Raw genomic sequence first — 26,798 nt, 5'->3', positions numbered from 1 at the left:
GGAAGCTCAGCCAAGGCTATTTCTTTTTCTTCTTGTCATGCTTGTCGGTTTTGTCGAACGCCTCTTCCAGCGCGCGGTTGATGGTGCGCAACACCTTGACCCGCGCCCAGCGTTTGTCATTGGCTTCCACCAAGGTCCACGGCGCGATTTCAGTGCTGGTGCGGTCGACCATATCGCCCACGGCGGCCCGGTAGTCGTCCCACTTGTCGCGGTTGCGCCAGTCGTCTTCGGTGATTTTGAAGCGCTTGAACGGGATTTCCTCGCGGGCCTGGAAGCGTTCCAGCTGGGTCTGCTTGTCGATGGCGAGCCAGAACTTGACCACGATCACACCCGCGTCGCGCAACTGCTCTTCGAAGTCATTGATCTCGCCGTAGGCGCGCATCCAGTCCGCCGGGGTGCAGAAGCCCTCGACGCGTTCCACCAGCACGCGGCCGTACCACGAGCGGTCAAACACGGTAAACATGCCGCGCGCCGGAATCTTCTGCCAGAACCGCCACAAGTACGGCTGGGCGCGCTCGTCTTCGCTTGGCGCGGCAATCGGCACGATATGGTACTGGCGCGGGTCGAGTGCCGCCGCCACACGTCGAATCGCGCCGCCCTTGCCCGCCGCATCATTGCCTTCGAAGACCGTCACCAGCGCGTGCTTGCGCATGCGTTTGTCGCGCATCAGCCCGGAGAAACGCGCCTGCTCGGTAATCAGCTGTTCCTCGTAATCGTCCTTGTCCAGGCGCAAGGTCATGTCGAGGCTGTCGAGCAGGCTCTTCTGGTCAACCGAGGCCAGCAACGGCGCCGGGTTCATGCCGCTGGCCTTGCCCTTGGGCAGCTTCAAGGCGTTTTGCAGGCTTTCGAGCAGGATCTTGCCCACAGTAAGGCTGCGGTAATTGGCATCAACACCTTCAATGACGTGCCACGGCGCATAGTCGCGGCTGGTGCGACGCAGGATGCGCTCACCAAAATGCACAAACTTGTCGTAGGTCTCGGACTGTTGCCAGTCCAGCGGGCTGATGCGCCAGCTGTGCAAGGGGTCGTCGGCCAGAGCCTTGAGCCGCGCCTTCATCTGTTTCTTGGACAGGTGGAACCAGAACTTGAAGATCAGCGCGCCTTCATCGCAGAGCATCTTTTCCAGGCGCTCGGCACCGGCGATGGCCTGGTCCAGGCGTGCGTCCTTGATCTGGCCGTGCACCCGGCCTTGCAGCATCTGGCTGTACCAGTTGCCGAAAAAGATGCCCATGCGGCCTTTGGCTGGCAGTTGCCGCCAGTAGCGCCAGGCCGGTGGGCGTGCCAGTTCTTCGTCGGTCTGCTGGTCGAAGGTGCGCACCTCGATCAGGCGCGGGTCCATCCATTCATTCAGCAGCTTGACGGTCTCGCCCTTGCCCGCGCCTTCGACGCCGTTGATCAGGATGATCACCGGGAAGCGCTTCTGCTGCTGCAACTCGTACTGCACTTCCAGCAACGCTTCGCGCAAGGCCGGTACTTCGGCGTCGTAGGTGTCTTTGTCGATGGCGTGACCGATTTCGGCGGATTCGAACATGGGCAGCTCCGTTTCAAGATGGATCAAGACTAGCGGATTGGGCAACAACACGCGGGAGGAAATTCCACCCGCGCTTGCCGTGGGTCAATTCATCCTCGATTGATCAGCTAGAATGGCGGCCTTGTCTTTTTCGAGCCGCCCATGAACCCCATCACCCACGCCCAGCTCGACTGGGATGAGCAAGGTCGCCCGCACTCGCGGGTGTTCGACGACGTATATTTTTCCGACAAGTCGGGCCTTGAAGAAACCCGCTATGTGTTCCTCGAACAGAACCGTTTGCAGGAGCGCTTTGCTGCCTTGCCGGCAGGTGGGCGTTTGGTGATTGGCGAGACCGGTTTCGGCACCGGCCTGAATTTTCTCTGCGCCTGGCAGCTGTTCGAGCAACACGCGGTGGCCGGTGCGCGCCTGCATTTTGTCAGCGTGGAAAAGTACCCGCTGAGCCACACCGACCTGCAACGCGCCCTCGCCCTCTGGCCGGAACTGGCGCCCTTCGCCGAGCAGTTGCTGGCGCAGTACATCGCCATCCACCCAGGTTTCCAACGCCTGGTGCTGGACAACGGCCGCGTGACCCTGACGCTGTTGGTCGGCGACGCCCTGGAGCAACTGCCGCAATTGGATGCACAGGTCGATGCGTGGTTTCTGGACGGCTTCGCGCCGGCGAAAAACCCCGACATGTGGACCGCCGAGCTGTTTGCCGAACTGGCCCGCCTGGCCGCGCCCGGCTCCACGATCAGCACCTTCACCAGCACCGGCTGGGTGCGGCGCCTGATCAACGCCGCCGGGTTCAAGATGAAGCGCACGCCGGGCATCGGCCATAAGTGGGAGATCCTGCGCGGTGAATTCCTCGGTTGGCCCGAAGACGCGCCACCCGCGGCCACCGCCAAACCCTGGTTCGCGCGCCCGCCCGCCATCGACGGCGAGCGCCACGCCATGGTCATCGGCGGCGGCCTGGCGGGTTGCGCCACCGCCGCCAGCCTGGCCGCACGCGGTTGGCGCGTCAGCCTGCTGGAGCGCCACACCGAGCTGGCCCAGGAAGCGTCCGGCAACCCGCAGGGCGTGCTGTACCTGAAGCTGTCGGCGCATGGCACTGCGCTGTCCCAGCTGATCCTCAGCGGTTTCGGCCACACTCGGCGTTTGCTGGAACACTTGCAGCGTGGCGTCGATTGGGACGGCTGCGGCGTGCTGCAATTGGCATTCGACGCCAAAGAAGCTCAGCGCCAGGCGCAACTGGCCGAGGCGTTCCCTCCCGAATTGCTGCACCTGCTGGACCGCGATCAAGCGCAACAACAGGCCGGTATCGACCTGGCCCACGGCGGCCTGTTTTTCCCGGAAGGTGGCTGGGTGCATCCACCTGCGCTGTGCCACTGGCAAGCGGCGCATCCGCTGATTGAAGTGCTCACCCATCACGACGCGCTTGAACTGCACCGGGTCGACGACCAGTGGCAGGCCCGCGACGGTGACCGCGTGCTGGCGAGTGCCAGCGTGGTGGTGCTTGCAGGTGCGGCCGAGATCAAGCGTTTCGCCCCCAGCGCCGACTTGCCGCTCAAGCGCATCCGCGGGCAAATCACCCGGTTGGCGCAAACCGCAGCGAGTGCGAGCTTGGCCACGGTGGTCTGCGCCGAGGGCTATGTGGCACCTGCGCGACTGGGTGAACACACCCTGGGCGCGAGTTTTGACTTCAATAATGAAGACCTAACGCCCACCGTCGCCGAACATGCGGGCAACCTCGACATGCTGCGGGAGATTTCCGTAGACCTGCTGCAACGCCTGGGCGCCGACCACCTCGCACCCGAGCAACTGCAAGGCCGCGCGGCGTTTCGTTGTACCAGCCCTGACTACCTGCCGATCGTCGGGCCGTTGGCCGACCAAACAGCGTTTCAACAGGCTTATGCGGTGCTTGGCAAAGACGCCCGGCAAGTGCCGGATACGCCCTGCCCATGGCTGCCGGGGCTGTACATCAACAGCGGTCACGGCTCACGCGGGCTGATCACCGCGCCCCTGTGCGGCGAGCTGCTGGCGGCCTGGCTGAGCGACGAGCCGCTGCCGCTTCCAGCGGGTGTGGCCGAGGCCTGCCACCCGAATCGGTTTGCCCTGCGCGCCTTGGTTCGAGGTAAACCAACCACACGCAAATAGCGGGATTCAAGGCATCGCGGCTATTTGCCTTATAACTTATCGGTCTAAAACTCCACGGATAGCACTGGGTCAGTTTCTGGGTACGCGCCCTTTGGGCGTATTGAGTATTGACCCTCCCCAACGGAAAAACCGGTAAGGAATTTATGTGCGGATTAGCTGGCGAGTTACGTTTCGATGCCCAACCTGCCGACTTGGCAGCGATTGAGCGCATCACCCACCACTTGGCCCCGCGTGGCCCCGATGCCTGGGGCTTCCACGCCCAAGGGCCGATTGCCCTGGGCCACCGGCGCCTGAAAATCATGGACCTGTCGGACGGCTCGGCCCAACCGATGGTCGACGCCCAGCTCGGGCTGTCCCTGGCCTTCAACGGTGCGATCTACAACTTCCCGGAATTGCGTGAAGAGCTGGAAGCCCTGGGCTACGCCTTCTATTCCGGTGGCGACACCGAAGTGCTGCTCAAGGGCTACCACGCCTGGGGTGAAGCACTGCTGCCAAAACTCAATGGCATGTTTGCATTTGCCATCTGGGAGCGTGACGCCCAGCGCCTGTTCATCGCCCGCGACCGTCTAGGCGTGAAGCCTTTGTACCTGTCGCGCACCGGCCAGCGCCTGCGCTTTGCCTCGGCCTTGCCGGCGCTGCTCAAGGGCGGCGATATCAACCCGATCCTCGATCCGGTGGCGCTGAATCACTACCTGAACTTCCACGCCGTGGTGCCCGCGCCGCGCACCTTGCTGGCGGGCATTGAAAAGCTGCCACCGGCGAGCTGGATGCGTATCGACGCCAACGGCAACACTGAACAGAAAACCTGGTGGACCCTGCCCTACGGCCCCCATGACGATGAAAAGAACCTGACCCTCGAAGACTGGACCGACCGCGTGCTCGACAGCACCCGTGAAGCCGTGGCGATCCGCCAACGTGCGGCAGTGGACGTCGGCGTGCTGCTCTCCGGTGGTGTCGATTCGAGCATGCTCGTCGGCCTGCTGCGTGAAGTCGGCGTGCAGGACTTGTCCACCTTCTCCATCGGTTTTGAAGACGCCGGTGGCGAGCGCGGCGACGAGTTCCAGTACTCGGACCTGATCGCCAAGCACTACGGCACCCGTCACCATCAACTGCGCATCGCCGAAAGCGAAATCATCGAGCAACTGCCTGCGGCGTTCCGCGCCATGAGCGAGCCGATGGTCAGCCATGACTGCATCGCCTTTTACCTGCTGTCGCGGGAAGTGGCCAAGCATTGCAAGGTGGTGCAAAGCGGCCAGGGCGCCGACGAGCTGTTCGCCGGTTACCACTGGTACCCGCAAGTCGACGGCGCCAGTGACCCGTATGCCGCCTACCGCGATGCGTTTTTCGACCGCAGCTACGACGACTACGCGGCCACCGTCGCACCGAAATGGCTGACCGCCAACGACGCTGCCGGTGACTTTGTGCGCGAACATTTCGCCATGCCAGGCGCCGATGCAGCGGTGGACAAAGCCCTGCGCCTGGACAGCACGGTGATGCTGGTGGACGACCCGGTCAAACGCGTCGACAACATGACCATGGCCTGGGGCCTGGAGGCACGCACGCCGTTCCTGGATTACCGCCTCGTCGAACTCTCGGCGCGGGTGCCAGGCAAATTCAAACTGCCGGACGGCGGCAAGCAAGTGTTGAAAGAAGCGGCGCGCCGGGTCATCCCGAGCGAAGTCATCGACCGCAAAAAAGGCTACTTCCCGGTGCCGGGCCTCAAGCATTTGCAGGGCGACACCTTGAACTGGGTGCGCGAACTGCTGCTCGACCCAAGCCAGGATCGCGGCCTGTTCAACCCCGCCATGCTCGACCGCCTGTTGACCGACCCGCAGGGCCAACTGACCCCGCTGCGCGGCTCCAAGCTGTGGCAACTGGCGGCGCTGAACCTGTGGCTCAGCGAACAAGGAATCTGAGTGATGAAACCTCTTGCAGCGGCTTACAGCCAACGCTTGCTGAAGGGCCAGGCGCCGACCTACGAGCGCCTGCAAGCCCGCCTGGCGGAAGATGGCAGCCCACTCGGCGCCGAACCGATTGCCGTGCATTGCGGCTGGGGCCGGTTGTTGATCGGGCATACCTTCCCGGACCCCGCGAGCCTGGCCCAGGAACTGTTGAATGAGCAGCCCGGCGAGCGCGACATCGCGCTCTACGTGGCGGCGCCGCAGCAGATCCTCGGGATTGACCCGCAGCAGTTGTTCCTCGATCCGTCCGACACACTGCGCCTGTGGTTCAGCGACTACCGCCCCGCTACGCGCGTGTTTCGCGGTTTTCGTATCCGTCGCGTGCAAACCGAAGCTGATTGGGCGGCGGTCAACGTGCTCTATCAAGGGCGAGGCATGCTGCCGGTCGACCCCGAACGCCTGACGCCGCGCCATCAAGGCGGCCCGGTGTATTGGCTGGCCGAAGATGAAGACAGCGGCGCGGTGATCGGCAGTGTGATGGGTCTTAACCATCAAAAAGCCTTTCAGGACCCGGAAAACGGTTGCAGCCTCTGGTGCCTGGCCGTCGACCCGCAGTGCACACGCCCCGGCGTCGGTGAAGTGTTGGTGCGCCACTTGGTCGAGCACTTTATGAGCCGTGGCTTGAGCTACCTCGACCTGTCGGTGTTGCACGATAACCGCCAGGCCAAGAGCCTTTACGCCAAATTGGGCTTTCGCGCACTGACCACCTTTGCGATCAAGCGCAAGAACGGCATCAACCAGCCTTTGTTTCTCGGCCCCGGGCCGCAGGCGGGGTTCAACCCCTACGCGCGGATCATTGTCGAGGAAGCCCACCGGCGCGGCATCGATGTGCAGGTGGATGACGCCGACGCTGGCCTGTTTACCCTCAGCCATGGCGGGCGCCGCGTGCGTTGCCGTGAATCCCTCAGCGACCTGACCAGTGCCATCAGCATGACCCTGTGCCAGGACAAAAGCCTGACCCACAAGGTACTCAAAGCTGCCGGCTTGAAGCTGCCGCAACAACAGTTGGCGGGCAGCGCGGATGACAACCTGGAGTTTCTCGACGAACACCAGCGCATCGTGGTCAAGCCGCTGGACGGCGAGCAAGGCCAGGGCGTGGCGGTGGATTTGCAGACCATCGAAGACGTGCAGAAGGCCATTGAAGCGGCGCGCCAGTTCGACAGCCGTGTGTTGCTGGAAAGCTTTCACGAAGGCCTCGACCTGCGCATTCTGGTGATCGGTTTTGAAGTGGTCGCCGCCGCGATCCGGCGCCCTGCCGAGGTGACCGGTGACGGCCAGCACTCCATCGGCGCGTTGATCGAAGCTCAAAGCCGTCGCCGCCAAGCGGCTACCGACGGCGAAAGCAAGATCCCGCTGGACGCCGAAACCCAACGCACCCTGCACGCGGCCGGTTACGACTACAGCAGCATCCTGCCGCGCGGCGAAACCCTGGCCGTGCGCCGCACCGCCAACCTGCACACGGGCGGCTGCCTGGAAGACGTCACCGCGATTCTGCACCCGACACTGGTGGACGCCGCCGTGCGTGCCGCCCGCGCGCTGGACATTCCCATGGTCGGCCTGGACCTGATGGTGCCGGCCGCCGATCAACCCGAGTATGTGTTTATCGAAGCCAACGAACGGGCTGGCCTGGCCAACCATGAGCCGCAACCGACGGCGGAGAAGTTTGTGGATTTGTTGTTTCCGCATAGCCAGCCGACTGCCTGACCACTGATCGTTCCCACGCTCAGCGTGGGAATGCAGCCCGTGACGCTCAGCGTCACAAGAGCGGACGCAGAGCGTCCCTTGAGGCATTCCCACGCTGAGCGTGGGAACGATCGCCCTCACCCCATCAGGAGTTTCCATGACTCGAACCATCCCCGAACCGGACCTCAACTACCTGCAAAAAGTCCTGCTGGAAATGCTCGCCATTCCCAGCCCTACCGGGTTTACCGACACCATCGTGCGCTACGTCGCCGAGCGCCTCGAAGAGCTGGGCATTCCCTTTGAAATGACCCGGCGCGGGACGATTCGCGCCACCCTCAAGGGCCAGAAAAACAGCCCGGACCGTGCGGTGTCTGCGCACCTGGACACCATCGGCGCCGCCGTGCGTGCAATCAAGGACAACGGCCGCCTGACCCTCGCCCCCGTCGGCTGCTGGTCAAGCCGTTTTGCCGAAGGCAGCCGCGTCAGCCTGTTTACCGATAACGGCGTGATCCGTGGCAGCGTGCTGCCGTTGATGGCCTCCGGGCACGCGTTCAACACCGCCGTGGATGAAATGCCGGTGAGCTGGGACCACGTGGAATTGCGCCTCGACGCTTACTGCGCCACGCGTGCCGACTGCGATTCGCTGGGCATCAGCATTGGCGACTACGTGGCATTCGACCCGCTGCCCGAGTTCACCGAGAGCGGGCATATCAGCGCGCGCCACCTGGACGATAAAGCCGGTGTCGCCGCGCTGCTCGCCGCGCTCAAAGCCATCGTCGACAGCGGCGAACCCTTGCTGATCGACTGCCACCCGTTGTTCACCATCACCGAGGAAACCGGCAGTGGCGCCGCCGCCGCCCTGCCTTGGGATGTGAGTGAGTTTGTCGGCATCGACATCGCCCCGGTCGCCCCCGGCCAGCACTCCAGCGAGCACGCGGTAAGCGTGGCGATGCAGGATTCCGGCGGGCCGTATGACTATCACCTGTCTCGCCACTTGCTGCGTTTGGCCTCGGAAAACGACCTGCTGGTGCGTCGCGACCTGTTCCGATATTACTTCAGCGATGCGCATTCGGCGGTGACCGCCGGCCACGATATCCGCACGGCGCTGCTGGCGTTCGGTTGCGATGCGACCCATGGCTACGAGCGTACGCATATCGACAGTCTGGCAGCGTTGAGTCGCCTGCTGGGTGCGTACATCCTCAGCCCACCGGTGTTTGCCAGCGATGCACAACCGGCCCAGGGCTCGCTGGACAGGTTCAGCCATCAGATCGAGCACGAAACGCAGATGGAGAGCGACACCCGCGTGCCGTCGGTGGACAGCCTGGTCGGTCAGAAGTCCTGACCCTGGCAACACCTGATACTGGTCACGACGATCCCGGCGCAGTAGCATCGCCGGGATTCTACCTCTGAGGCTTGTATGCTGATTCCCTACGACGCACTTGAAGTCGACACCTTGACCCGCCTCATCGAAGACTTCGTCACGCGCGACGGCACCGACAATGGCGATGACACGCCCCTGGAAACCCGCGTACTGCGCGTGCGCCAGGCACTGACCAAGGGCCAGGCGCTGATTGTGTTCGACCCTGAAAGCGAACAATGCCAGTTGATGCTCAAGCACGACGTGCCCAAGCACCTGTTCGACTGAGGCTGTTCTACGGGTTGGTTTGGGGTTGCGTGGCTTGGCGCTCGAGGATTTTCTGATACACCTCGGCGCGGTGCACATTGACCCCTGCAGGGGCCTGGATGCCGAACTTCACTTGGGATCCGTTCAGCTCAAGGATGTGCAAGGCGATGTCATCGCCGATAGAGATGATTTCGCCTACGGCGCGGCTTAAGACCAGCATGGCGGTTGTCCTTTTGGAGTGACAGGACCTTGAACATGCGCGCTTGAATGGGGGGCGACAATGGCTCGTCGCTAAATCAGGCCGGGCCTACGCAAGCCGGTAATTTGCCTGACAGACATGTAATTGACTGGAGGGACGACGAATGTTTGATCGTGTTAGATCGTTCCCACGCTCTGCGTGGGAATGCATCCGGTGACGCTCCGCGTCACCTGCAGCGGGACGCAGAGCGTCCGGGGCGGCATTCCCACGCGGAGCGTGGGAACGATCAGCGTGGGAACGATCATCAGCCCTTAACGGCCTGCGCCTTGGCGCGCATCTTGTCCGCCATCACCGTCATCTCGTCATACAGCAACTGCGGGTTCTTCTGCTTCAACGTCCACGCCATCCGCCCCTGCTCATGGGGCAAAATCATAAACTCGCCTTCAGCCACTCGCTGGTAAATATAGTCAGCAATGTCAGCCGCCGAAATCGGCGAACTCTCCAGCAACTTGCCCACTTGCGCCTTCATCGCCGGTGTCGGCCCGCGAAACGAATCGAGCAAGTTGGTCTGGAAAAACGACGGGCACACTACATGCACGCCGACTTCCTGCTGCTTAAGCTCTACCAGCAAACTTTCCGACAACGCCACCACGCCCGCCTTGGCCACGTTGTAGTTGCTCATGGCCGGCCCCTGCATCAGGGCCGCCATCGAGGCAATATTGATAATCCGGCCCTTGCTCTTCTCCAATAGCGGCAGGAACGCCTTGCAGCCCTTGACCACGCCCATCAGGTTAATTGCAATCTGCCAATCCCAGTCCTCCAACGACAACTCGGCGAAGAACCCGCCCGAGGCAACGCCGGCATTGTTGACGATCACATCAACGCCTCCCAGCTTGACCTCGCACGCCTGGGCAAACGCGGTGAGCTGGCTGTAATCACGCACGTCGCAGCGCTGGATAAACCCATCACCCCCCGCCTCGCGCACCAGCTTGAGGGTTTCCTGCAACCCCGGCTCACTGACGTCCGACAAGGCCAGCTGCCAACCCTCGCGGGCCCAGCGCAGCGCGATTTCGCGACCCAGGCCGGACCCGGCGCCGGTGATCATCATGCGGTTTTGCATAGGAAAGTTGCCTTGTGGTTCACGGAAGAAGTGATCGGCAGTGTAGCGAAGGTTTTTCCTGCACCCACGCACCATCCAGTTGATGAATGACTCGGGCAAACCCGAGGCCCGGTGGGAGAGCGACTTATAGCGTAAGTTCAATCTTTTTCAACTAAATCACTGTATTTGCGATCGCATTAAAAGAAATAAGCAAGTTTGCAAAATGCTTTAAAAAACCAGGGAATTTTCTGCGCGCCGGTAGAGTCGGAGTTAATAAGGCGTCCGTATTTAAATGACGGCCTATTGTTTAATAACCGGTCTTTGCAGAAGGCCTATAAGGAAAAAAACCATGAGCCTCATTCTGATCATTATCCTGATCCTGCTGCTGGTAGGCGGTTTGCCAGTCTTCCCGCACTCGCGTAACTGGGGTTATGGCCCGTCGGGTATCCTGGGCGTTGTCCTGGTGGTATTGGTGGTGCTGTTGTTGCTCGGTCGGATATAAAACCCGCATAAAAAAAGAGGCCTCAATGAGGCCTCTTTTTTTATGCTCGGATACTTAGTCCGGCTTGCCGTCAATCACACCGGCGGTGTTATCCAACAGGCTCTTGGTGGCGGTCTGCAGGAACGACTCAAGCTTCTGCTTAAGCGCCGCTTCGTCCGGTGACTCGGGAATCACTTTGCCGGTCGGGTTAGCGCCCAGTTCGTATTCCCACAGCTTCGGTGGCATTTCCTTGGGCAGAACCAGGATGCGGTCTGCGGTGACCAGGGCCACTGTCTGATCGCTGCCCGATGGCTTGATTACGCCAAAACCCTTGTCGCCTTCCGGCAGGTTCAGCAGGTCACGGCCCCAGCACTGGTGCAGGGTGTCGCCACCGAGGCGGCCCATGATGGTCGGCACGATGTCGATCTGAGTGCCCACGGTGTGGTCACGCTCGCCGAACTTCTCCTGCATGCCCGGTGCAATCATCAGCATCGGCACGTTGAAGCGGCCCAAGTCCATTTCGGTGATTTGCTGCTCGTTGCCGAAGCCGTGGTCACCCACGATCACGAACAGGGTTTCTTTGAAGTACGGCTCTTTGCGGGCCTTTTCAAAGAACTGGCCCAGGGCCCAGTCGGAGTAACGCATGGCCGTCAAATGCTCGTTGAGGCTGCCACGGTCGGTGACTTTCTCGACCGGCAATGGCGTCGGCAACGCATACGGCGTGTGGTTGGACAGGGTTTGCAGCAGTGCGTAGAACGGCTTGCCGCCTTCGCGGGCCTTCAACTCTTCCAGGCCACGGTTAAACATGTCCTGGTCGGAAACGCCCCACGTCGGGTCGGAGAACACCGGGTTGACGAAGTCATTACGCCCGATGAAGTTGGACATGCCCTGGTTGCTGAAGAAGCCTGACTGGTTGTCCCAGGCGAAGTCGCCGTTGTAGACATACACGTCGTCAAACTTGCGCGCGCTGAGCAACTGCGGCAGGCCCGACAGCTTGTGGCTGCCTTCCGGGGTTTGCATCAGGTATTCGAAGCCCGGCAGGTTCGGGAAGCACGCCATGGTGGCGAACATGCCCTGGTGGGTGTGGGTGCCGTTGGAGAAGAAGCGGTCGAACAGCAAGCCTTCCTTGGACAGTTTGTCGAAGTACGGCGTGATGTTGCCTGGGCGGCCCAGGGCGCCCACTGAGTGACCGGCGAAGCTTTCCATCAGGATCACGACGACGTTCTTGATCGGCAGGGTCTTCTCGGCCGGTGGCGTGTAGTCACGGCGCACGGCGGCGGTGGCGGTATCCACCAGCTTTTCTTGCGGCAACACCAGCATGTCGCGCACGGTCTGGGTGGCCAGCGGTTGGTCCAGGGTGGCTTTCCAGATGTTCGAACGCTCCTCGGAAAAGCGCGACTTGGCGGCGGCGATCAGCGACAAGGTGCCGTTCAAGCCCAACTGGTTGGCGAAGTTCGATTCGGTGGTGTAGACGTCACCCCACCGCAGCGGCGGGCCCTGGCGCAGGGTGCCACGGATGGCGACCACGGCAATCAGCAGGCACACCACAAAAACGGCGATGCGCGTGTACCACGGTGCAACCTGGCGTGTGCCGATGCTGCCGCCGCTGAACGGGCCACGTGGGCGCGTCGCACGGTCAGCGCCCTTGAAGGCGATGCTCAGGATCAGCGTGCCCACGGCCCAGGCCAGCAGGTAACGCACCACCGGGAAGCCGTACCAGAGCATGCTCATCACGGTTTTCGGGTCTTCCTTTACATACTGGAAGACCAGGCCGTTGAGGCGCTGGTGGAATTCGCGGTAGAAGTCCATCTCCATCAAGCCCAGGAACAGGGCAATACTGGAGGCTACGGTCAGCCAAAAACGGAAGAACCCGCGCGCCGCCATGGCCCGAACGCTGAACAGGGCCAGCAGCAGCGGGACCAGCGCGTACATCACGAAGCGGATGTCAAAGCGCGTGCCGTTAACGAACGCTTCCAAGAAGGTCGAGGCCGGCGTGTCGAGGATCATCTCGCGGTTGTAGACCAGCAGCGCCAGGCGCAGCAGGGAGAACATCACCATCATGACCAGTGCGCAAAGCAGCGTGTACGCCAGATGGGATTTGACGGTCGGTTGCAGCAGGCGATTAGAAGCTCGCTGCTGACTCAGGGCGTCCGGGTTTGCCATGTCGTTTCAGGACCCATTGGAAGTTTAAGTTGCGAAAAAATGCAGTGGCGTCCGTCCCTCGCCCAGGCTGGCTGGGGTAGGCGGTTAACGCGGTGGCGCAAATGGTGCCCGATCAATGGCATCAACGCCATTAATTACTGAACGTGCGCCGTCGCCCTGCCTTTAATGACACTTGAACAAGTGCCTTGGCGCAGGCGTAAACCGGCGGATTGTCTTGGAAAAGATGTGAAAATTCTGTGCAGCGAATAGTTTCGACACAAATCTTATGGATGTATCTAAAACCAATGTGGGAGCTGGAATGTGTGGAAGCAGGGCTTGTATGGGAGGCCAGGCTTGTGTGGGAGCCGGGCTTGCCCGCGATGCAGGCACCGCGGTTTATTGACTACATCGCGGTGATGCAATCGCAGGCAAGCCAGCTCCCACACAAGCCCGCTCCCACATTTACTGTGCCCACTCAGGATATGAGTGAACACTGGTGGCGTCAGACCCGCACGTTACCGCGTGGCCCTGCAATCGCCCAGATGATCAGGCCCAGTACCGGCAACAGCAGGATCAACAGAATCCACAGCACCTTGGCGCCGGTGCTTGCGCCGCTTTTGAACACGTTGATGATCGCCCAGATATCCAGTACCAGAATGATCAGGCCAATCAAGCTATTAAAAGTGGAACCCATGGTGTCGCTCCTAAGTGAGGGCATGCACTTGTAGGATAGTCAGGCCTGACGGGGGTTCCGTTTTATTTCAGACATGTACGGCGATTCGCAGCGCTTCCAGGGATGGCTCGGCCTTGATGCCGACTTCAGCACACAGTTCCAAAACGCGCGGTAAGTCATTGCCGTAAACCAGCACCGCCTGGATCTCGTCGTCCAGCAACTGGCTGAAGTTCAGCAGCACGTAGCCGCCGTCTTCCGGGCTGAGCGCGCTCATCTGGATCTGGATGCGGTTCAGCGCAGTGAGGTCTTCGGTCTTGGCCAGCTGCTTGGGCTTGAGGTTGAACGCCACGCCCGGGCCGAACGACGCGACGATCTGCGCAAACAGGTCGCCATAGGTGTCGGCCTGGAACAGCACGGTGTCCGGCAGGCTACCGACGACAACCCACTCCCCCAGAGGAATCGGGAAGGTGTCGTCGTAGTTGATATCCGGGTTGGCCGCCAGAAAGGCTGCCGGGTCGGCGTAGGCCTGGGCCGCTTCCTCGGCAATGCGCGCCACTTCGTCCTCGCCCATGACGCCGGCGCTGATTTTACTGATGAGTTCGACGAGGGCGGTTTTCATGGGGTGATCCTGTGGCGAACTGGTTTTCGAGGGCGCGTAGCCTACACCAGTTTCTGCAACTTCGCCGCCGTATCCGCCGCGCCCATGGTCTGAGCCGCTGCCAGTGCAGTCGCGCCCTGAGCGTCGGTGGCCTTGGGGTTGGCGCCCTGGCTGAGCAGGTAGTCGACCATTTCGGTGCGGTTGAACATCGCCGCCATCATCAACGCCGTACGCCCATCCGAAGAGGCCGCATCGACCGGCGCACCGCCTTCGATCAGCGCCTTGACCACTGGCAGGTTGCCCTTGAACGCCGCACCGGCCATTGGCAGCTGGTTCTTGTCGTTGGCGATTTGCGGGTCAGCCTTGAATTCCAGCAGCACTTTTACTGCGTCGGCGTGGCCATGGTAGGCCGCAAGCATCAGCAAGGTGTCGCCATTGTGGTTGCGCAGGTTGGGCGGCAAGCCCTTAGCCAGCAGTGCGGCGAGCATGGCGGCATCGCCTCTGCGGGCCACGTCGAAAACTTGCTCGGCAAATTCGGCGGCTTCGTCTTCGGTCATTTGTTTAGGCTCGTTTGACATATGGGGCTCCTTGTCTGAATGCTTTATAGGCGCCCAGTGTCGCGACGGAGTTCCCCACTGTCATGGCTTTTTTGCCAAAAGCGGCCATAGGCAGAATCAATAAGGCTGCTCTTAATAGCGCTGCCCTTAATAGCGAAAGTGCCCACCCTGAATCTGCGTCAACAGTTGCCCCGTAACCGGCACATAGCAATCCGAGCCCGGCAGCCACGCATACACTGGATCATTGCCGGCCTTTTCCGGGTCGAAGGCCTCCTCCTTAAGCCGCACTTTCTGATACTTGAAGGTGCCAGTAGTCTCCATCTTCACCTTGATGCGCAGGAACAGCGGCACCGCATAGTGCGGCAATTGCCCGTGGGCGAATTGCAACAGTTCGCGCATATCCAAAGAGGCCAAGGATTCGCTTGGCGTGATGGCAACCATGCCGGCGCGGCCATTGGTGTTTTCGATCTCGACACCGTAGGCCACCACTTCAGCGATCTGCGGGTGTTGCAGCAACACATTCTCCACTTCGGTGGTCGAGACGTTTTCGCCCTTCCAGCGGTAGGTGTCGCCCAAGCGGTCGACGAATTGCGCATGGCCGAAGCCGATGCTGCGCAACAAGTCGCCGGTGTTGAAGTAACGGTCGCCCTTCTCGAAGACGTCGGTCAGCACCACCTTGCGGTTTTTTTCCGGGTCGGTGTAGCCGTCGAACGGCGACTTTTCGTCGATCCGGGCCAGCAGCAACCCCTGCCCGCCCGTTTGTACTTTGCGCATGAAACCCTCATCGCCACGAATCGGCTCACCGGTCTCATGGGAGTAGTCCACCAAGGCCCAGTGTTGCAGGCAGAAGCCGATGGTGTTGTCGAAATTCAGCACATTGGTGAAGCCGATATTGCCGTCGCTGGCGGCATACAGTTCACAGATATGTTCAACCCCATAGCGTTGCTTGAACTGCGCCCAAACGCCGGGGCGCAGACCATTGCCGACCATCTTGGTCACGCTGTTGTCCAGGTCCTGGGCGCTGGCGGGCTGGTCGAGCAAGTAGCGGCACAGCTCACCGACATAGCCCAAGGTGGTTGCCTTGAACTTGCGCGCGTCGTCCCAGAACTGGCTCGCGCTGAACTTACGCCGGATGGCAAACCCCGACGCCCCGACAATCGCCGAGCCCCAGCACACGCACAGGCCGGTGGCGTGGTACAGCGGCAAGGTGCAATAAAGAACGTCTTGCGGGCCCATGTCCAGGGCGATACTGCCGAAGCTGACGGCGGTCTTGGTCCAGCGCCCGTGTTTCATGATCCCGGCCTTGGGCAAACCGGTGGTGCCGGAGGTGTAGATGTAGAAGCACGGGTCGTTGAAGAAGATTTGCCCAGTGCTGGCGGGGTTGTCCACCGGGCATTCGGCACTCGCCGCCGTCAGGTCGATGTAACCCTCAGGCACAGCGCCGGCGTGTTGATCGGCGACAAACCAGGTCTTGTCCGCCGGAATTTGCACTTGATCACGCACCACCGTGTAGGCAGCCACCAGTTCCGCGCCCACCACAATGGCCACCGGGCTCACCAGGTTCAGGCTGTGCACCAGCGCCGCCTGGGTTTGCGAGGTGTTGAGCATGGCGCAGATGCCACCCAGCTTGGCCACGGCCAGCACGTGCAACAACAATTCGGGGCGATTTTCGATAAACAGCGCAACGACGTCACCTTTGCCGATGCCCTGCTCGTGCAAGTGATGGGCAATACGGTTGGCGCGCCCGTTGGCGTCGCGGTAGCTGAGCACGCTGTCGCCATATAACAACGCAGCGCCGTCAGGGTTACGCAGGGTGGCCTGTTCAAAGTGCCAACCCAGGCCGCAGGGCTGCTCGGGGTCGGTGACATTCGCGGCGCGCATGCCGCGCACCACGCGCGGCAGGGCCCGAACAATCGCGGGCACCTTCCGCAGCATCTTGCCCCAGGTGATCATGTCGTCTTGCTGATGGCTCATGGAGGAACGTCCTTTTTCTTATTCTTCGTCTGATCCAGAAACGGCGTCGGGCCTGTAGGCAGGAGACCGAATGCCTTGCGGAAAAATACGCCTGAGGTTCTTCGGCTGTACACGTGGGATTTGAAATGTTTTGTATCCCGGCCCAATGCCCGACAAAAATGGAATTGTGCGCCGTATCAAGAGTCTTTATCGGTAAGGGCAGCCTGAAACGGCGAGGCCCGATAGCGCAAAATGCAGGATGCACGATGGCCATTCATGCATTTTGCACGAAACTGAAAATTCCAAATTTTTTTAAGCTACTGATTTATAACGTTTTTTTATCAAACCCAATACTGGCACAATCACTGCACCTATCACTCCATGCTTGCCAACTTGAGCCAACGGAGCTGATAGACATGAGCCTGATCCAAGATAAATTCGCTTCTGTATTCTCCCAATACGACGTCACCACTCAGCCGCGCCCAGACGGCGGTATCCTGTTGACCCTGCGCAACAGCGAAGGCAAACAGGTCAAGCGTTCGATTTCGTATCAACAGCTGCACACCGCTGACCAACTGACTTGGGTGATCAGCGCCATCCGCCGCGACCTGGCCGAACAAGCCAGCGACCTGCCACAGATTTCGATGCTGCAAAGCCAGAATCGCTTTGCGCTGCCGACTTACCATTCGGCGTAAATCACCCCAATGAAAAAGGGCCGCGACGCCGTTGAGCGTCGCGGCCCTTTTTTGTGTGGTTTCAGCACAATCCCTGGCGGCTGGCCTCATTCATAGCCTGTACGCGGTTGGTGACTTCCAACTTGCCGTAGATGTTGCGCAGGTGAAATTTCACCGTGGCTTCTGACGTGGCGCGAATCTGGCTGATTTCCCAGACGGTCTTGCCCTCCGAGGCCCAGCGCAGAATTTCCAGCTCAGTCGGGGTAAGAGGCTTGCCCCCCAAGCTCAGGCGCCTTCTGACGACCACGGGCACGGTATCCGGCGTACGACACGAGTCCTCTCGGCCACTCATTGATCTCTCTCCTTTAGTCATGGATTCCATATCACCTTTCGGATTCCTGCTATTGACAGGTGATATAAACATCGAACAAGGAGAGAGTTACATACCGAATGGGCTGAAAGCAGGAGACGCTGCATAAACAGCTACAGCCTACAAATAACTAAGCCAATTCCCACAGTAAATGCCAACTTACCTGAGTGGAAAGTTTAAATATCTGTGCTTAGTCGTCCAGACCCGGGAAACCGGCAGCGATGCCGTCGCCGGTAAATTCAGGCACTGCGCCTTTAGCTGTATTGAACAAACGCAGTGTGACGAAGTGCGGATTTTCGCCCATGTCGAACCAATGTGGCATTCCGGCCGGAATCACCAGCAGGTCATTTTTCTCGCAGCGTATGGCATAGACGTACTCGCCTACGTGCACGCAAAACAGCCCCTGGCCGGCGATGAAGAAACGCACTTCGTCTTCGCTGTAACGGCGCTCATCAATGTACTGCGCGCGCAGCTCGGCTTTTTGCGGATGCTCGCCCGTCACACTGAGCACTTCCACGGAGCCGTAGCCGAGGGCGTCGATCTGAGGCTGGTAGGCCGCGATCATTTCAGCGTCGCTGGCGCCCTTCTCGACAGGCGCCGGCTGCCAGCGCGCAAACCGCACGCCGTGCTCGGCGAGGCACGCGGCGATATCGTCCAAATGGGTCAGGACCTTGTTCGGGGTATCGGGCGTGGCGACGGGGTAAACAGCGACATAACTCATTGCTCGGTTCCTTTATTCGGCTCTTGCAATCGAAGGCCAATGATAATGGCGGCAGCCAGCGCCGCGACGCTGGCGATACTGAACGTCAGCGTCGGCCCCAACAGGTTCCAGCTATAACCGGCATACAACGCGCCCAACGCGCCGCCGGTGCCGGCCAGTGCGGCATACAACGCCTGGCCCTGGCCTTGCTGGCGATCACCGAAGCTGCGTTGTACAAAGGCAATCGCTGCCGCATGAAAGCTGCCGAAGGTGGCCGCGTGCATCACTTGCGCGAGCAGCAGCACCCAGAAAAATTCGGCGAATGAGCCCAGCAGCAGCCAGCGTATGGCGGCCAACAGGAAACTCGCCAGCAACACCCGACGCACCGAAAAACGCGTGAGGATGCGGCTCATGGCCAGGAACATCAGCACTTCCGCGACCACGCCCAAGGCCCAGAGCATGCCGATCACGCCACGGCTGTAGCCCAGGTGTTCGAGGTGCAGGGTGAGAAAGGTGTAATACGGGCCATGGCTCATTTGCATAAGCGCCACACAGGCATAAAACGCCAGTACGCCGGGGCTGCGCAATTGCTTGAGGAAACCGTCACCGGCCAGGCGATTGCCGTGGCTCACCGGTTGCGCAGTCGGCACCCACAGGCTGGCGCCGATGATGCCGGCCATGATCACCACGACCACCACCGGGTAAATGTCCAGGCTCAGCCAGTCGAACAGGCGCCCCATGATCACCACGGTGAGGATGAACCCGATGGAGCCCCACAGGCGGATCTGGCTGTAGCGCGAGGTCTGTTTGTGCAGGTGCGCCAGGGTGATCACTTCAAACTGCGGCAGCACCGCGTGCCAGAAGAACGCGTGCAATGCCATCACCAGGGCCAGCCAGGCGTAGGTCTTGCTGATGAAAATCAGCGAAAAGCTGGCCAGGGTGCACACCGCGCCAAACCGCACGATGGCCAGGCGGCGGCCGGTGTAGTCGCCGAGCCAGCCCCACAGGTTCGGCGCCACGCAGCGCATCAACATGGGGATGGCTACCAGCTCACCGATGCGCGCGCTGGAGAACCCCAAGTGGTCGAAGTACAGCGCCAGAAACGGCGCGGTCGCCCCGAGCAGGGCGAAATAGAACAGGTAGAAGCTGGAGAGGCGCCAGTACGGGAGCGCTGGGGTCATTGTGTATGGGGCTGCTGCGCAGCCCAGCGGGAGCAAGCTCCCTCGCCACGATAAGCCGTCACAGCTGGCCCAGTACCGGTGTAGTCACGCGTACATCGGCATTTTGCCCACGGTTGCGCAGCAGGTGATCCATCAACACGATGGCCATCATCGCCTCGGCAATCGGCGTGGCACGGATGCCCACGCATGGGTCGTGGCGGCCCTTGGTGATCACATCCACCGGGTTGCCGTGCACATCAATCGAACGGCCCGGCGTGGTGATGCTTGACGTCGCCTTGAGCGCCAGGTGCGCAACAATGGGTTGGCCCGAGGAAATACCGCCAAGGATGCCGCCCGCGTTATTGCTGAGAAAACCTTCCGGGGTCAGTTCATCGCGATGCTCGGTGCCGCGCTGTGAGACACAGGCAAAACCGGCGCCGATCTCCACGCCCTTCACCGCGTTGATGCTCATCAGCGCGTGGGCCAGTTCGGCGTCGAGGCGGTCGAAGATCGGCTCGCCCAAACCGGGTTTGACGCCTTCGGCAACCACGGTGATCTTGGCGCCGACGGAGTCCTGATCGCGGCGCAACTGGTCCATGTAGGCTTCCAGTTCCGGCACTTTGTCCGGGTCGGGGCTGAAGAACGCGTTATCGTCGACGCTGTCCCAGGTCTTGAACGGGATTTCGATCGGGCCGAGCTGGCTCATGTAGCCACGCACCACGATGCCTTGGGTGGCCAGGTATTTCTTGGCGATAGCGCCGGCGGCAACACGCATCGCGGTTTCGCGCGCCGAGCTGCGGCCACCGCCACGGTAGTCGCGTTCGCCGTATTTATGGTGGTAGGTGTAGTCCGCGTGGGCCGGGCGGAACAGGTCCTTGATCGCCGAGTAGTCTTTGGACTTCTGGTCGGTGTTGCGAATCAGCAGGCCGATGGCGCAACCGGTGGTGCGGCCTTCGAACACGCCGGAGAGGATCTCGACTTCGTCGGGCTCCTGGCGTTGGGTGGTGTGACGGCTGGTGCCGGGCTTGCGGCGGTCGAGGTCACGCTGCAGGTCGTCCAGGGACAGCTCGAGGCCTGGCGGGCAGCCGTCGACAATGGCGACCAACGCCGGGCCATGGCTTTCGCCCGCGGTGGTGACAGTGAACAGCTTGCCGAAGGTATTGCCGGACATGCAGGGCGCTCCGTGAAATCAGTTGAATCAAGTCAACCGTAATAACTTAAGGCGGCCAGTATACGCAGGCTAACCGAGTAGTTCATCCTCGAAACCTTACCGGTAGACGTCTGTCCAACCGGCACCTTCCTGATGATGGCGCGATGATGCTGCGAGTTCTGCTTTTGACCCTCACCCTGTTTTCCAGCCTTGGCTTCGCCGCCTCCCCTGTCGTCCTGCAACGGCCGATCAGCCTGGACACCGGCAGCGGCGAGCTGTTTGGCTCACTTTTGCTGCCTAAATCCGACAAGCCCGTGCCGGTGGTGTTGATCATCGCCGGCTCCGGCCCCACCGACCGTAACGGCAACAGTGCCGACGGCGCACGCAACGACAGCCTCAAGCGCCTGGCCTGGGTGCTGGCCCGGCATAACATTGCCAGCGTGCGCTACGACAAGCGCGGCGTGGCCGCCAGCCTCGCTGCCACCCCCGACGAACGCAACCTGACGCTGGACGCCTACGTGGCCGACGCCGTGGCCTGGGGCAAGCTGCTCAAGGCCGACAGCCGCATGGGCCCGCTGATTGTGCTGGGCCATAGCGAAGGCGCGCTGGTCGCCGCCCTCGCCGCGCCGCAGCTGGACCCGGCCGGAGTGATTTCGCTGTCCGGCAGCGCGCGGCCGGTGGACCAGGTGATCCGCCAGCAACTGGCCGACCACCTGCCGCCGGCCCTGTTGCTGCGCAGCAATGAGATCCTCGACCACCTCAAGGCCGGCCAGGTGGATGCCGATGTGCCGGCCCCGCTGGAAGGCATTTTTCGACCGAGCGTGCAGCCGTACCTGATCAGCCTGTTTCGCGCCGACCCGTCCGCCGCCTTTGCCAAGCTGCGCATGCCGGCACTGATCATCCAGGGCACCAACGATATTCAGGTCGGCGTCGCCGATGCCCGGCAACTGAAAAATGCCAAGCCCGATGCCCATTTGACGGTGATCGAAGGCATGAACCACGTGATGCGCATCGTGCCCAAGGACGTGAAAGAACAATTGGCGTCCTACAACGACCCGAAACTGCCGCTGGCCGCCGAGTTGGGTGAGCGCATCGTGCGCTTTATCGACGGACTTCAACCCCGTTAAGCGATTAATTACCTCCAGTCCTGTGAAATACGGCCGATAAGCCCAGGGTCGACAGTAAAAAGACTGTCGGCCCGCAGGGCTTGGACAGGATCGCGCCGCATGACAACCACAGAAGCTACACCAGAACCTATCGCCGACACGCAGGCGGAAAAAACCGAGGCCGTCGAGGCGGCGGCCCTGCCGTGGGCGGACGTTCAGGCCGAACATTTCAAGATGCTGCGCCTTGCGCCCCTGGCGACTGACCGCGCTACCGGCGTGCGGCCGTTGCGGTTTGTGCAGTTCGGTTATGCCGAGCGCCACGACAAACACCACAGCCTGTTGCGCATGGTCATCCAGTTGCCGGGCCAGCGGGTGCGCCGCGAGCAGAACCACCTGGATATCTGGGTCGATCACGATAAACACCGCGTGCACTTCGGCCCAGGCAACAGCCTGGAAATCGAACCGGCCAACCGTGGCATCGGGCGCTTCCTCGTCGCCCAAGGCGCGGCGTGGGCGAAAAAGAAGTGGTCACACTACCGCGTCGACGGCGTGGACCTGGCCAACAAGGATGCACTCAACGAAGCCACGCGCCTGCGCCGCGATCACTTCCTGCGTATCCAGGGTTTTGATGTGGCCTATGCCGATGTGCAGCACCTCAAAGGCAACGTGCAGCCGGGCAAAGTCAGCGAAGTACTCGACAGCTGGAACACCGAGAAGGTGCAGTTCGTAGAGATACTTGAAGCCGCGCAGATGCTGCAGCAGGCCGAGCACAACCTGGCCGAGCAGGAAGTGAAGCTGCGCAAGGAAGAAGAAAAGGTCACCAAGTTCAAGCGTGAGGACAGCGGGTTGCGCTTTACCATCACCTGTTTGGTGGCGTTTACGGTGTTTCAGGCGGGGTTGTTGATCTGGATTGCAACGCACCGATAGTAGGCTGGAATGCAATTGAAAATGTGGGAGCGGGCTTGCTCGCGAATGCGGAGTGTCAGGCAATAAACCTGTTACTGATACACCGCTTTCGCGAGCAAGCCCGCTCCCACATTTAGAGCCAGTTTCTTCAGCTAAATCGGGTTAGACCCGGGCGGCAAACACCGCCTGATGCGCCCGGCACTGCTCAGCCGTCAGCATGAACACGCCATGCCCACCGCGCTGGAACTCCAGCCAGGCAAAGTCGACTTCCGGGTACAGCGCCTCGACGTGCACCTGGCTGTTGCCGACTTCGACAATCAACAAGCCTTTCTCGGTCAGGTGGTCCGCCGCTTCGGCCAGCATCCGTCGCACCAGGTTCAAGCCATCATCGCCGCAGGCCAGGCCCAGCTCCGGCTCGTGCTGGTATTCGTCCGGCATGTCGGCAAAATCTTCAGCGTCTACATACGGCGGGTTCGACACGATCAGGTCAAAACGCTGGCCCGGCAGGCCGTCGAAGCCATCGCCCTGCACGGTGTAAACGCGCTCGTCGACGCCATGGCGCTCAATGTTCTGGTTAGCCACTTCCAGCGCTTCGAAGGACAAGTCCCCCAGCACCACTTCGGCGTCCTGGAACTCATAGGCACAGGCGATACCGATGCAACCGGAGCCGGTGCACAGGTCGAGAATGCGCGCCGGCGGTTGAGCCAACCAGGGTTCAAAACGGTTTTCGATCAGTTCGCCAATCGGTGAACGCGGGATCAACACACGCTCGTCAACAATAAACGACATGCCGCAGAACCAGGCTTCCTTCAACAAGTAAGCGGTGGGCACGCGCTCGTGGATACGGCGGTGCAGCAGACGCTGCACATGGGAGATTTCCTCTTCTTCGAGGTTGCAGTCCAGGTAGCTGTCGGCAATTTCCCAAGGCAAGTGCAAGGCGCCGAGCACTAATTGCCGGGCTTCGTCCCAGGCATTGTCGGTGCCGTGCCCGAAAAACAGGTCTTCCCCATGGAAACGGCTGACAGCCCATCGGATGTGGTCGCGCAGTGTGCGCAGGCGGGATGTGATCACGGGGGCAAGCTCCTGGAAAAAACGACTGGCGATTCTAACAGCCTTCGCCTGTCCCTTCGATGTACGAAAACTCTCCGCCATCCGTCGGAATTCATCCAATTTGCCATCATTGGGTTAAACAAGCCGACCTCTTGACATGGCTGCACGTCAACAACGGCGTACCTTACGATGGTAGCGATTCACAGAACCGCTCAGCCAGTGGACAATGTCACAAAAGCCCCCCTCACAGGAGCCCCAGAATGTCCGTTCCAAAGACGATGTTTCAACTCAGCGGTCGCGGTTACGCAGCAGCCAACCTGAACCATGCGACCCTCGTGATCATCGACGCCCAGAAGGAATACCTCAGTGGCCCACTCGCCCTGTCCGGCATGGACGCGGCGGTCGACAATATCAAGCAACTGGTCGCGGCCGCGCGCAACGCCGGGCGCCCGATCGTGCATGTGCGCCACCTGGGCACCGTCGGCGGCCTGTTCGACCCGCAGGGCGAGCGCGGCGAATTCATTCCTGGCCTTGAGCCCCTGGGCGACGAGACCATCATCGGCAAGCTGCTGCCCAGCGCGTTCCATGGCACGGGCCTGGAAAAACACCTGCAAGACCTTGGCTCACTGGACCTGATCGTCTGCGGCTTCATGAGCCACTCCAGCGTCAGCACCACCGTGCGTGCGGCCAAGAACCTGGGCTTTCGCTGCACCCTGGTGGAAGACGCCTGCGCCACTCGCGACCTGCCGTACAAAGGCGGGATCCTGAGCGCCGAGCACGTGCAGCAAACCGAAATGGCCATCATGGCCGACAACTTCGCCACCCTGGCGTTGAGCAAAGATCTGATCTGATCGCCCTTCTGATGAGCGGCGCGGCAATGTTCATTGCCCCGCTCATCCGCAAAGCCCTTTCATTTGGCGCATTTACCCCTCCACCCGGAACAACCTGTGTATCTTCCGGTCGAAGGGCCGATACCCTGGAGGAAAGGTCGGAATGAAGATATCCGATGGTTTTGACGCTCGTCGCTTGCGCCCCAAGGGCCCGAGCAACTGGCGTCTGCGCCTGGTGGCTGGCTTTGCCGCGCTGCTGGCCATTGTAGGTTTGCTGTTGGCTGGCGCTGGTGGTGCCGGTTTGTTTGGTCATTCGCCGGCACTCGGCGAACTGAATGCCAGCCCGGGTGGCTCGGCTATCCTGTTACTCATCGGGTTGTTGGTGCTGTGGCTGGGCGTGTGGTTGTGGCGTCGCAGCCGTCGGCGGATGCGCCAGCCGTTGTCGCTGAACATCGCGTCGCACCTGATGAAAAAGCACGACTGATGGCGCTTGGATAGCGTTTCCTGCGCCCTGGCCGCCGCGATTTAGGTAAACTGCCCGCCCTTCGCGGAGGCTGACATGCAAGACGACGATTTTTCCCTGTTCAAAAACGAGCTGCGCGGCGTCAAGCCGATCAAGCACGACCGCGCCGACACCGGCAAACCCAAGGCCGACCGCGCGCAGATCGCCAAGCTGCGCCAGGCCGCGACCGTGCGTACCGACGCCACCACCGTGGATGGCCTGTCGGACCAGTTCGTAATCGATGTAGGCCCGGAAGACGAGCTGATGTGGGCCCGCGACGGCGTGCAGGAAAGCCAGATGCGCAAGCTCAAGATCGGCCAGATCCCGTTCGAAGGCAGCCTTGACCTGCACGGCATGAACGTCGAAAAAGCCCGCGAAACCCTGTGGGCCTTCCTCGCCGAAGCAACCAAATTCGAAATCCGCTGCGTGCGCGTCACCCATGGCAAGGCCGTGCGGTTGGACGGCAAGCGGCCGATGATCAAGAGCCACGTCAATACCTGGCTGCGCCAGCATGCCCAGGTCCTCGGCTTTACCTCGTGCCAGGCCCGCCACGGCGGCGCCGGTGCGGTGTATGTGATGCTCAAGCGCACCATGATGGAGGGGCGCGACGAGTAACAAGTGCCATCGTCAGGCTTGCAGCGATGTGTCCGCCACCGTAACCTTGCGCTTTGCGAAAATCCCACAGGTAGTTTCATGTCCCTGGAACAGAATTACACCGCGATCCTCGGCCAACTCGGCGAGGACGTTTCCCGCGAGGGCCTGCTCGACACGCCAAAGCGTGCCGCCAAGGCGATGCAGTACCTTTGCCGCGGCTATGAGCAGACACTCGAAGAAGTCACCAACGGTGCCTTGTTCAGCTCTGACAACAGCGAAATGGTGCTGGTGAAGGACATCGAGCTGTACTCGCTGTGCGAACACCACTTGCTGCCATTTATCGGTAAGGCGCACGTGGCGTATATCCCGAGCGGCAAAGTGCTGGGCCTGTCGAAGGTCGCACGGATCGTCGACATGTATGCGCGCCGCCTGCAGATCCAGGAAAACCTCAGCCGCCAGATCGCCGATGCCGTGATGCAGGTGACCGGTGCCCTGGGCGTGGCAGTGGTGATCGAAGCCAAGCACATGTGCATGATGATGCGCGGTGTGGAAAAACAGAATTCGTCGATGATCACCTCGGTGATGCTGGGTGAGTTCCGCGAGAACGCGGCTACCCGCAGCGAATTCCTCAGCCTGATCAAGTAACAGGCTGCGTAGGAAAAGACCGGCGTTCATCGCCGGTTTTTTTTCGCCTGCAGAATTAAGGTAAGCTGCGGCCCCTTCTTCATGGGCAAGAGGTTTTCAGCCATGTTCATCAAAGCACTTCGAGTGGGCCTCGGCCAAATCATCATCGCGGGCGACTTCCTTACCCGCCCACGCAAAAAGCAGCGCCCCGCCGAACAACAGGCACAGGTGAATGCGGCAGCCAAGGAGCTGACCCTGTATCAGTTCCACGCCTGCCCGTTCTGCGTGAAGACACGCCGTACGCTGCACCGCCTGAATGTGCCGGTGGCGTTGAAGGATGCAAAGAACAACGCGCAAGACCGCCAGACCCTGCTGGAACAAGGTGGCAAGATCAAAGTGCCGTGCCTGCGCATCGAAGAGAATGGCCAGACCACCTGGATGTATGATTCCAAGGTGATCATCGATTACCTGGACAAACGGTTCGCCGCGGTCTGATAA

Annotated in this window: 27 protein-coding genes; 14 read left to right on the top strand and 13 right to left on the bottom strand. The window is 61.1% G+C overall.

The genetic code is table 11. The features are described 5' to 3' along the window. Positions 1-16: 16 nt before the first annotated feature. A complete protein-coding gene (gene pap / locus HX783_RS28295) occupies positions 17-1,531 on the bottom strand; it encodes a polyphosphate:AMP phosphotransferase (RefSeq protein ID WP_159958457.1) in 1,515 nt (504 codons plus the stop codon). Between the two features lie 141 nt (positions 1,532-1,672). Here pap and mnmC point away from each other — a divergent pair, with 141 nt between their 5' ends. The 5 genes from mnmC to HX783_RS28270 all read left to right on the top strand — a co-directional run bounded on the left by mnmC (position 1,673) and on the right by HX783_RS28270 (position 8,953). Next, complete coding sequence (mnmC, locus tag HX783_RS28290; protein WP_177019053.1) at positions 1,673-3,664, top strand: bifunctional tRNA (5-methylaminomethyl-2-thiouridine)(34)-methyltransferase MnmD/FAD-dependent 5-carboxymethylaminomethyl-2-thiouridine(34) oxidoreductase MnmC; 1,992 nt, start codon at positions 1,673-1,675, stop codon at positions 3,662-3,664. A gap of 143 nt (positions 3,665-3,807) precedes the next feature. Further along, complete coding sequence (locus HX783_RS28285) at positions 3,808-5,580, top strand: N-acetylglutaminylglutamine amidotransferase (protein ID WP_177019052.1); 1,773 nt, start codon at positions 3,808-3,810, stop codon at positions 5,578-5,580. A gap of 3 nt (positions 5,581-5,583) precedes the next feature. Next, the gene (gene ngg, locus HX783_RS28280; RefSeq protein WP_159958463.1) at positions 5,584-7,329 is read left to right on the top strand and encodes an N-acetylglutaminylglutamine synthetase; all 1,746 of its coding nucleotides are present in this window, start codon (positions 5,584-5,586) and stop codon (positions 7,327-7,329) included. Between the two features lie 136 nt (positions 7,330-7,465). After that, the gene (locus HX783_RS28275) at positions 7,466-8,650 is read left to right on the top strand and encodes an osmoprotectant NAGGN system M42 family peptidase (protein ID WP_177019051.1); all 1,185 of its coding nucleotides are present in this window, start codon (positions 7,466-7,468) and stop codon (positions 8,648-8,650) included. Positions 8,651-8,725: 75 nt separating this feature from the next. Further along, on the top strand, positions 8,726-8,953 hold the full coding sequence (locus HX783_RS28270; RefSeq protein ID WP_003192759.1) for a YheU family protein: 228 nt from the start codon (positions 8,726-8,728) through the stop codon (positions 8,951-8,953). Positions 8,954-8,960: 7 nt separating this feature from the next. On the opposite strand, the gene csrA is transcribed toward HX783_RS28270, so the two are convergent. Then, positions 8,961-9,152 carry a carbon storage regulator CsrA gene (gene csrA / locus HX783_RS28265; RefSeq protein WP_159958467.1) on the bottom strand — a complete coding sequence of 64 codons (192 nt, stop codon included), beginning with the start codon at positions 9,150-9,152 and terminating at the stop codon, positions 8,961-8,963. 283 nt (positions 9,153-9,435) lie between these two features. Next, positions 9,436-10,251 (bottom strand): SDR family oxidoreductase, encoded by an 816-nt coding sequence (locus HX783_RS28260; RefSeq protein ID WP_177019050.1) that lies wholly within the window; start codon positions 10,249-10,251, stop codon positions 9,436-9,438. A gap of 328 nt (positions 10,252-10,579) precedes the next feature. Here HX783_RS28260 and HX783_RS28255 point away from each other — a divergent pair, with 328 nt between their 5' ends. Continuing rightward, positions 10,580-10,732: a DUF3309 family protein gene (locus HX783_RS28255; RefSeq protein WP_003236711.1), complete on the top strand. Its 153-nt coding sequence runs from the start codon at positions 10,580-10,582 to the stop codon at positions 10,730-10,732. Between the two features lie 54 nt (positions 10,733-10,786). On the opposite strand, the gene HX783_RS28250 is transcribed toward HX783_RS28255, so the two are convergent. From HX783_RS28250 to HX783_RS28230, 5 genes are all read right to left on the bottom strand, one after another. Then, positions 10,787-12,874: an LTA synthase family protein gene (locus HX783_RS28250; RefSeq protein WP_177019049.1), complete on the bottom strand. Its 2,088-nt coding sequence runs from the start codon at positions 12,872-12,874 to the stop codon at positions 10,787-10,789. A 481-nt stretch (positions 12,875-13,355) separates the two neighbouring features. Further along, positions 13,356-13,547, bottom strand: a complete 192-nt coding sequence (locus HX783_RS28245; protein WP_177019048.1) for a PLDc N-terminal domain-containing protein — start codon at positions 13,545-13,547, stop codon at positions 13,356-13,358. 67 nt (positions 13,548-13,614) lie between these two features. Beyond that, on the bottom strand, positions 13,615-14,145 hold the full coding sequence (locus tag HX783_RS28240) for a hypothetical protein (RefSeq protein ID WP_159958475.1): 531 nt from the start codon (positions 14,143-14,145) through the stop codon (positions 13,615-13,617). Between the two features lie 41 nt (positions 14,146-14,186). Further along, positions 14,187-14,702, bottom strand: a complete 516-nt coding sequence (locus tag HX783_RS28235) for an ankyrin repeat domain-containing protein (RefSeq protein WP_177019047.1) — start codon at positions 14,700-14,702, stop codon at positions 14,187-14,189. Between the two features lie 126 nt (positions 14,703-14,828). Further along, a complete protein-coding gene (locus tag HX783_RS28230) occupies positions 14,829-16,655 on the bottom strand; it encodes a long-chain-acyl-CoA synthetase (protein WP_177019046.1) in 1,827 nt (608 codons plus the stop codon). A 395-nt stretch (positions 16,656-17,050) separates the two neighbouring features. On the opposite strand from HX783_RS28230, the gene HX783_RS28225 reads away from it, so the two are divergent. Then, a complete protein-coding gene (locus HX783_RS28225; protein ID WP_048721059.1) occupies positions 17,051-17,329 on the top strand; it encodes a DUF3509 domain-containing protein in 279 nt (92 codons plus the stop codon). A gap of 61 nt (positions 17,330-17,390) precedes the next feature. Here HX783_RS28225 and HX783_RS28220 read toward each other — a convergent pair whose 3' ends face one another. The 4 genes from HX783_RS28220 to aroC form a co-directional block, all read right to left on the bottom strand. Further along, positions 17,391-17,660, bottom strand: a complete 270-nt coding sequence (locus HX783_RS28220; protein WP_159958479.1) for a response regulator transcription factor — start codon at positions 17,658-17,660, stop codon at positions 17,391-17,393. Between the two features lie 208 nt (positions 17,661-17,868). Next, entirely contained in the window at positions 17,869-18,399 is a 531-nt protein-coding gene (locus HX783_RS28215; RefSeq protein ID WP_177019045.1) for an acireductone dioxygenase, read from the bottom strand. Beyond that, the gene (locus tag HX783_RS28210; protein WP_177019044.1) at positions 18,396-19,559 is read right to left on the bottom strand and encodes an MFS transporter; all 1,164 of its coding nucleotides are present in this window, start codon (positions 19,557-19,559) and stop codon (positions 18,396-18,398) included. The genes HX783_RS28215 and HX783_RS28210 overlap by 4 nt, the downstream gene beginning before the upstream one ends. Before the next feature lie 58 nt (positions 19,560-19,617). After that, entirely contained in the window at positions 19,618-20,709 is a 1,092-nt protein-coding gene (gene aroC / locus HX783_RS28205; protein ID WP_177019043.1) for a chorismate synthase, read from the bottom strand. A 143-nt stretch (positions 20,710-20,852) separates the two neighbouring features. Here aroC and HX783_RS28200 point away from each other — a divergent pair, with 143 nt between their 5' ends. Together HX783_RS28200 and HX783_RS28195 are read left to right on the top strand one after the other, a co-directional pair. Continuing rightward, positions 20,853-21,815 (top strand): alpha/beta hydrolase, encoded by a 963-nt coding sequence (locus HX783_RS28200; RefSeq protein WP_159958487.1) that lies wholly within the window; start codon positions 20,853-20,855, stop codon positions 21,813-21,815. 99 nt (positions 21,816-21,914) lie between these two features. Further along, positions 21,915-22,721 carry a hypothetical protein gene (locus HX783_RS28195; RefSeq protein ID WP_177019042.1) on the top strand — a complete coding sequence of 269 codons (807 nt, stop codon included), beginning with the start codon at positions 21,915-21,917 and terminating at the stop codon, positions 22,719-22,721. Positions 22,722-22,862: 141 nt separating this feature from the next. On the opposite strand, the gene prmB is transcribed toward HX783_RS28195, so the two are convergent. Further along, positions 22,863-23,771, bottom strand: a complete 909-nt coding sequence (gene prmB / locus HX783_RS28190) for a 50S ribosomal protein L3 N(5)-glutamine methyltransferase (protein ID WP_106576533.1) — start codon at positions 23,769-23,771, stop codon at positions 22,863-22,865. 239 nt (positions 23,772-24,010) lie between these two features. Here prmB and HX783_RS28185 point away from each other — a divergent pair, with 239 nt between their 5' ends. The 5 genes from HX783_RS28185 to HX783_RS28165 all read left to right on the top strand — a co-directional run bounded on the left by HX783_RS28185 (position 24,011) and on the right by HX783_RS28165 (position 26,795). Continuing rightward, positions 24,011-24,601 (top strand): cysteine hydrolase family protein, encoded by a 591-nt coding sequence (locus tag HX783_RS28185; protein WP_159958493.1) that lies wholly within the window; start codon positions 24,011-24,013, stop codon positions 24,599-24,601. Between the two features lie 142 nt (positions 24,602-24,743). Next, the gene (locus HX783_RS28180; protein WP_159958494.1) at positions 24,744-25,064 is read left to right on the top strand and encodes a hypothetical protein; all 321 of its coding nucleotides are present in this window, start codon (positions 24,744-24,746) and stop codon (positions 25,062-25,064) included. A gap of 75 nt (positions 25,065-25,139) precedes the next feature. Further along, the gene (locus HX783_RS28175; protein WP_017137833.1) at positions 25,140-25,697 is read left to right on the top strand and encodes a Smr/MutS family protein; all 558 of its coding nucleotides are present in this window, start codon (positions 25,140-25,142) and stop codon (positions 25,695-25,697) included. Positions 25,698-25,775: 78 nt separating this feature from the next. Continuing rightward, complete coding sequence (folE, locus tag HX783_RS28170; protein WP_003442011.1) at positions 25,776-26,321, top strand: GTP cyclohydrolase I FolE; 546 nt, start codon at positions 25,776-25,778, stop codon at positions 26,319-26,321. Positions 26,322-26,423: 102 nt separating this feature from the next. Next, positions 26,424-26,795 (top strand): glutathione S-transferase N-terminal domain-containing protein, encoded by a 372-nt coding sequence (locus HX783_RS28165; protein ID WP_177019041.1) that lies wholly within the window; start codon positions 26,424-26,426, stop codon positions 26,793-26,795. The last annotated feature ends 3 nt before the right edge of the window (positions 26,796-26,798 follow it).

It is taken from the genome of Pseudomonas sp. D2002, assembly GCF_013385735.1.
Lineage (GTDB): Bacteria > Pseudomonadota > Gammaproteobacteria > Pseudomonadales > Pseudomonadaceae > Aquipseudomonas.
Note: the sequence above shows the minus strand (reverse complement) of the source record. Positions and strands in the feature narration are given on the sequence as shown.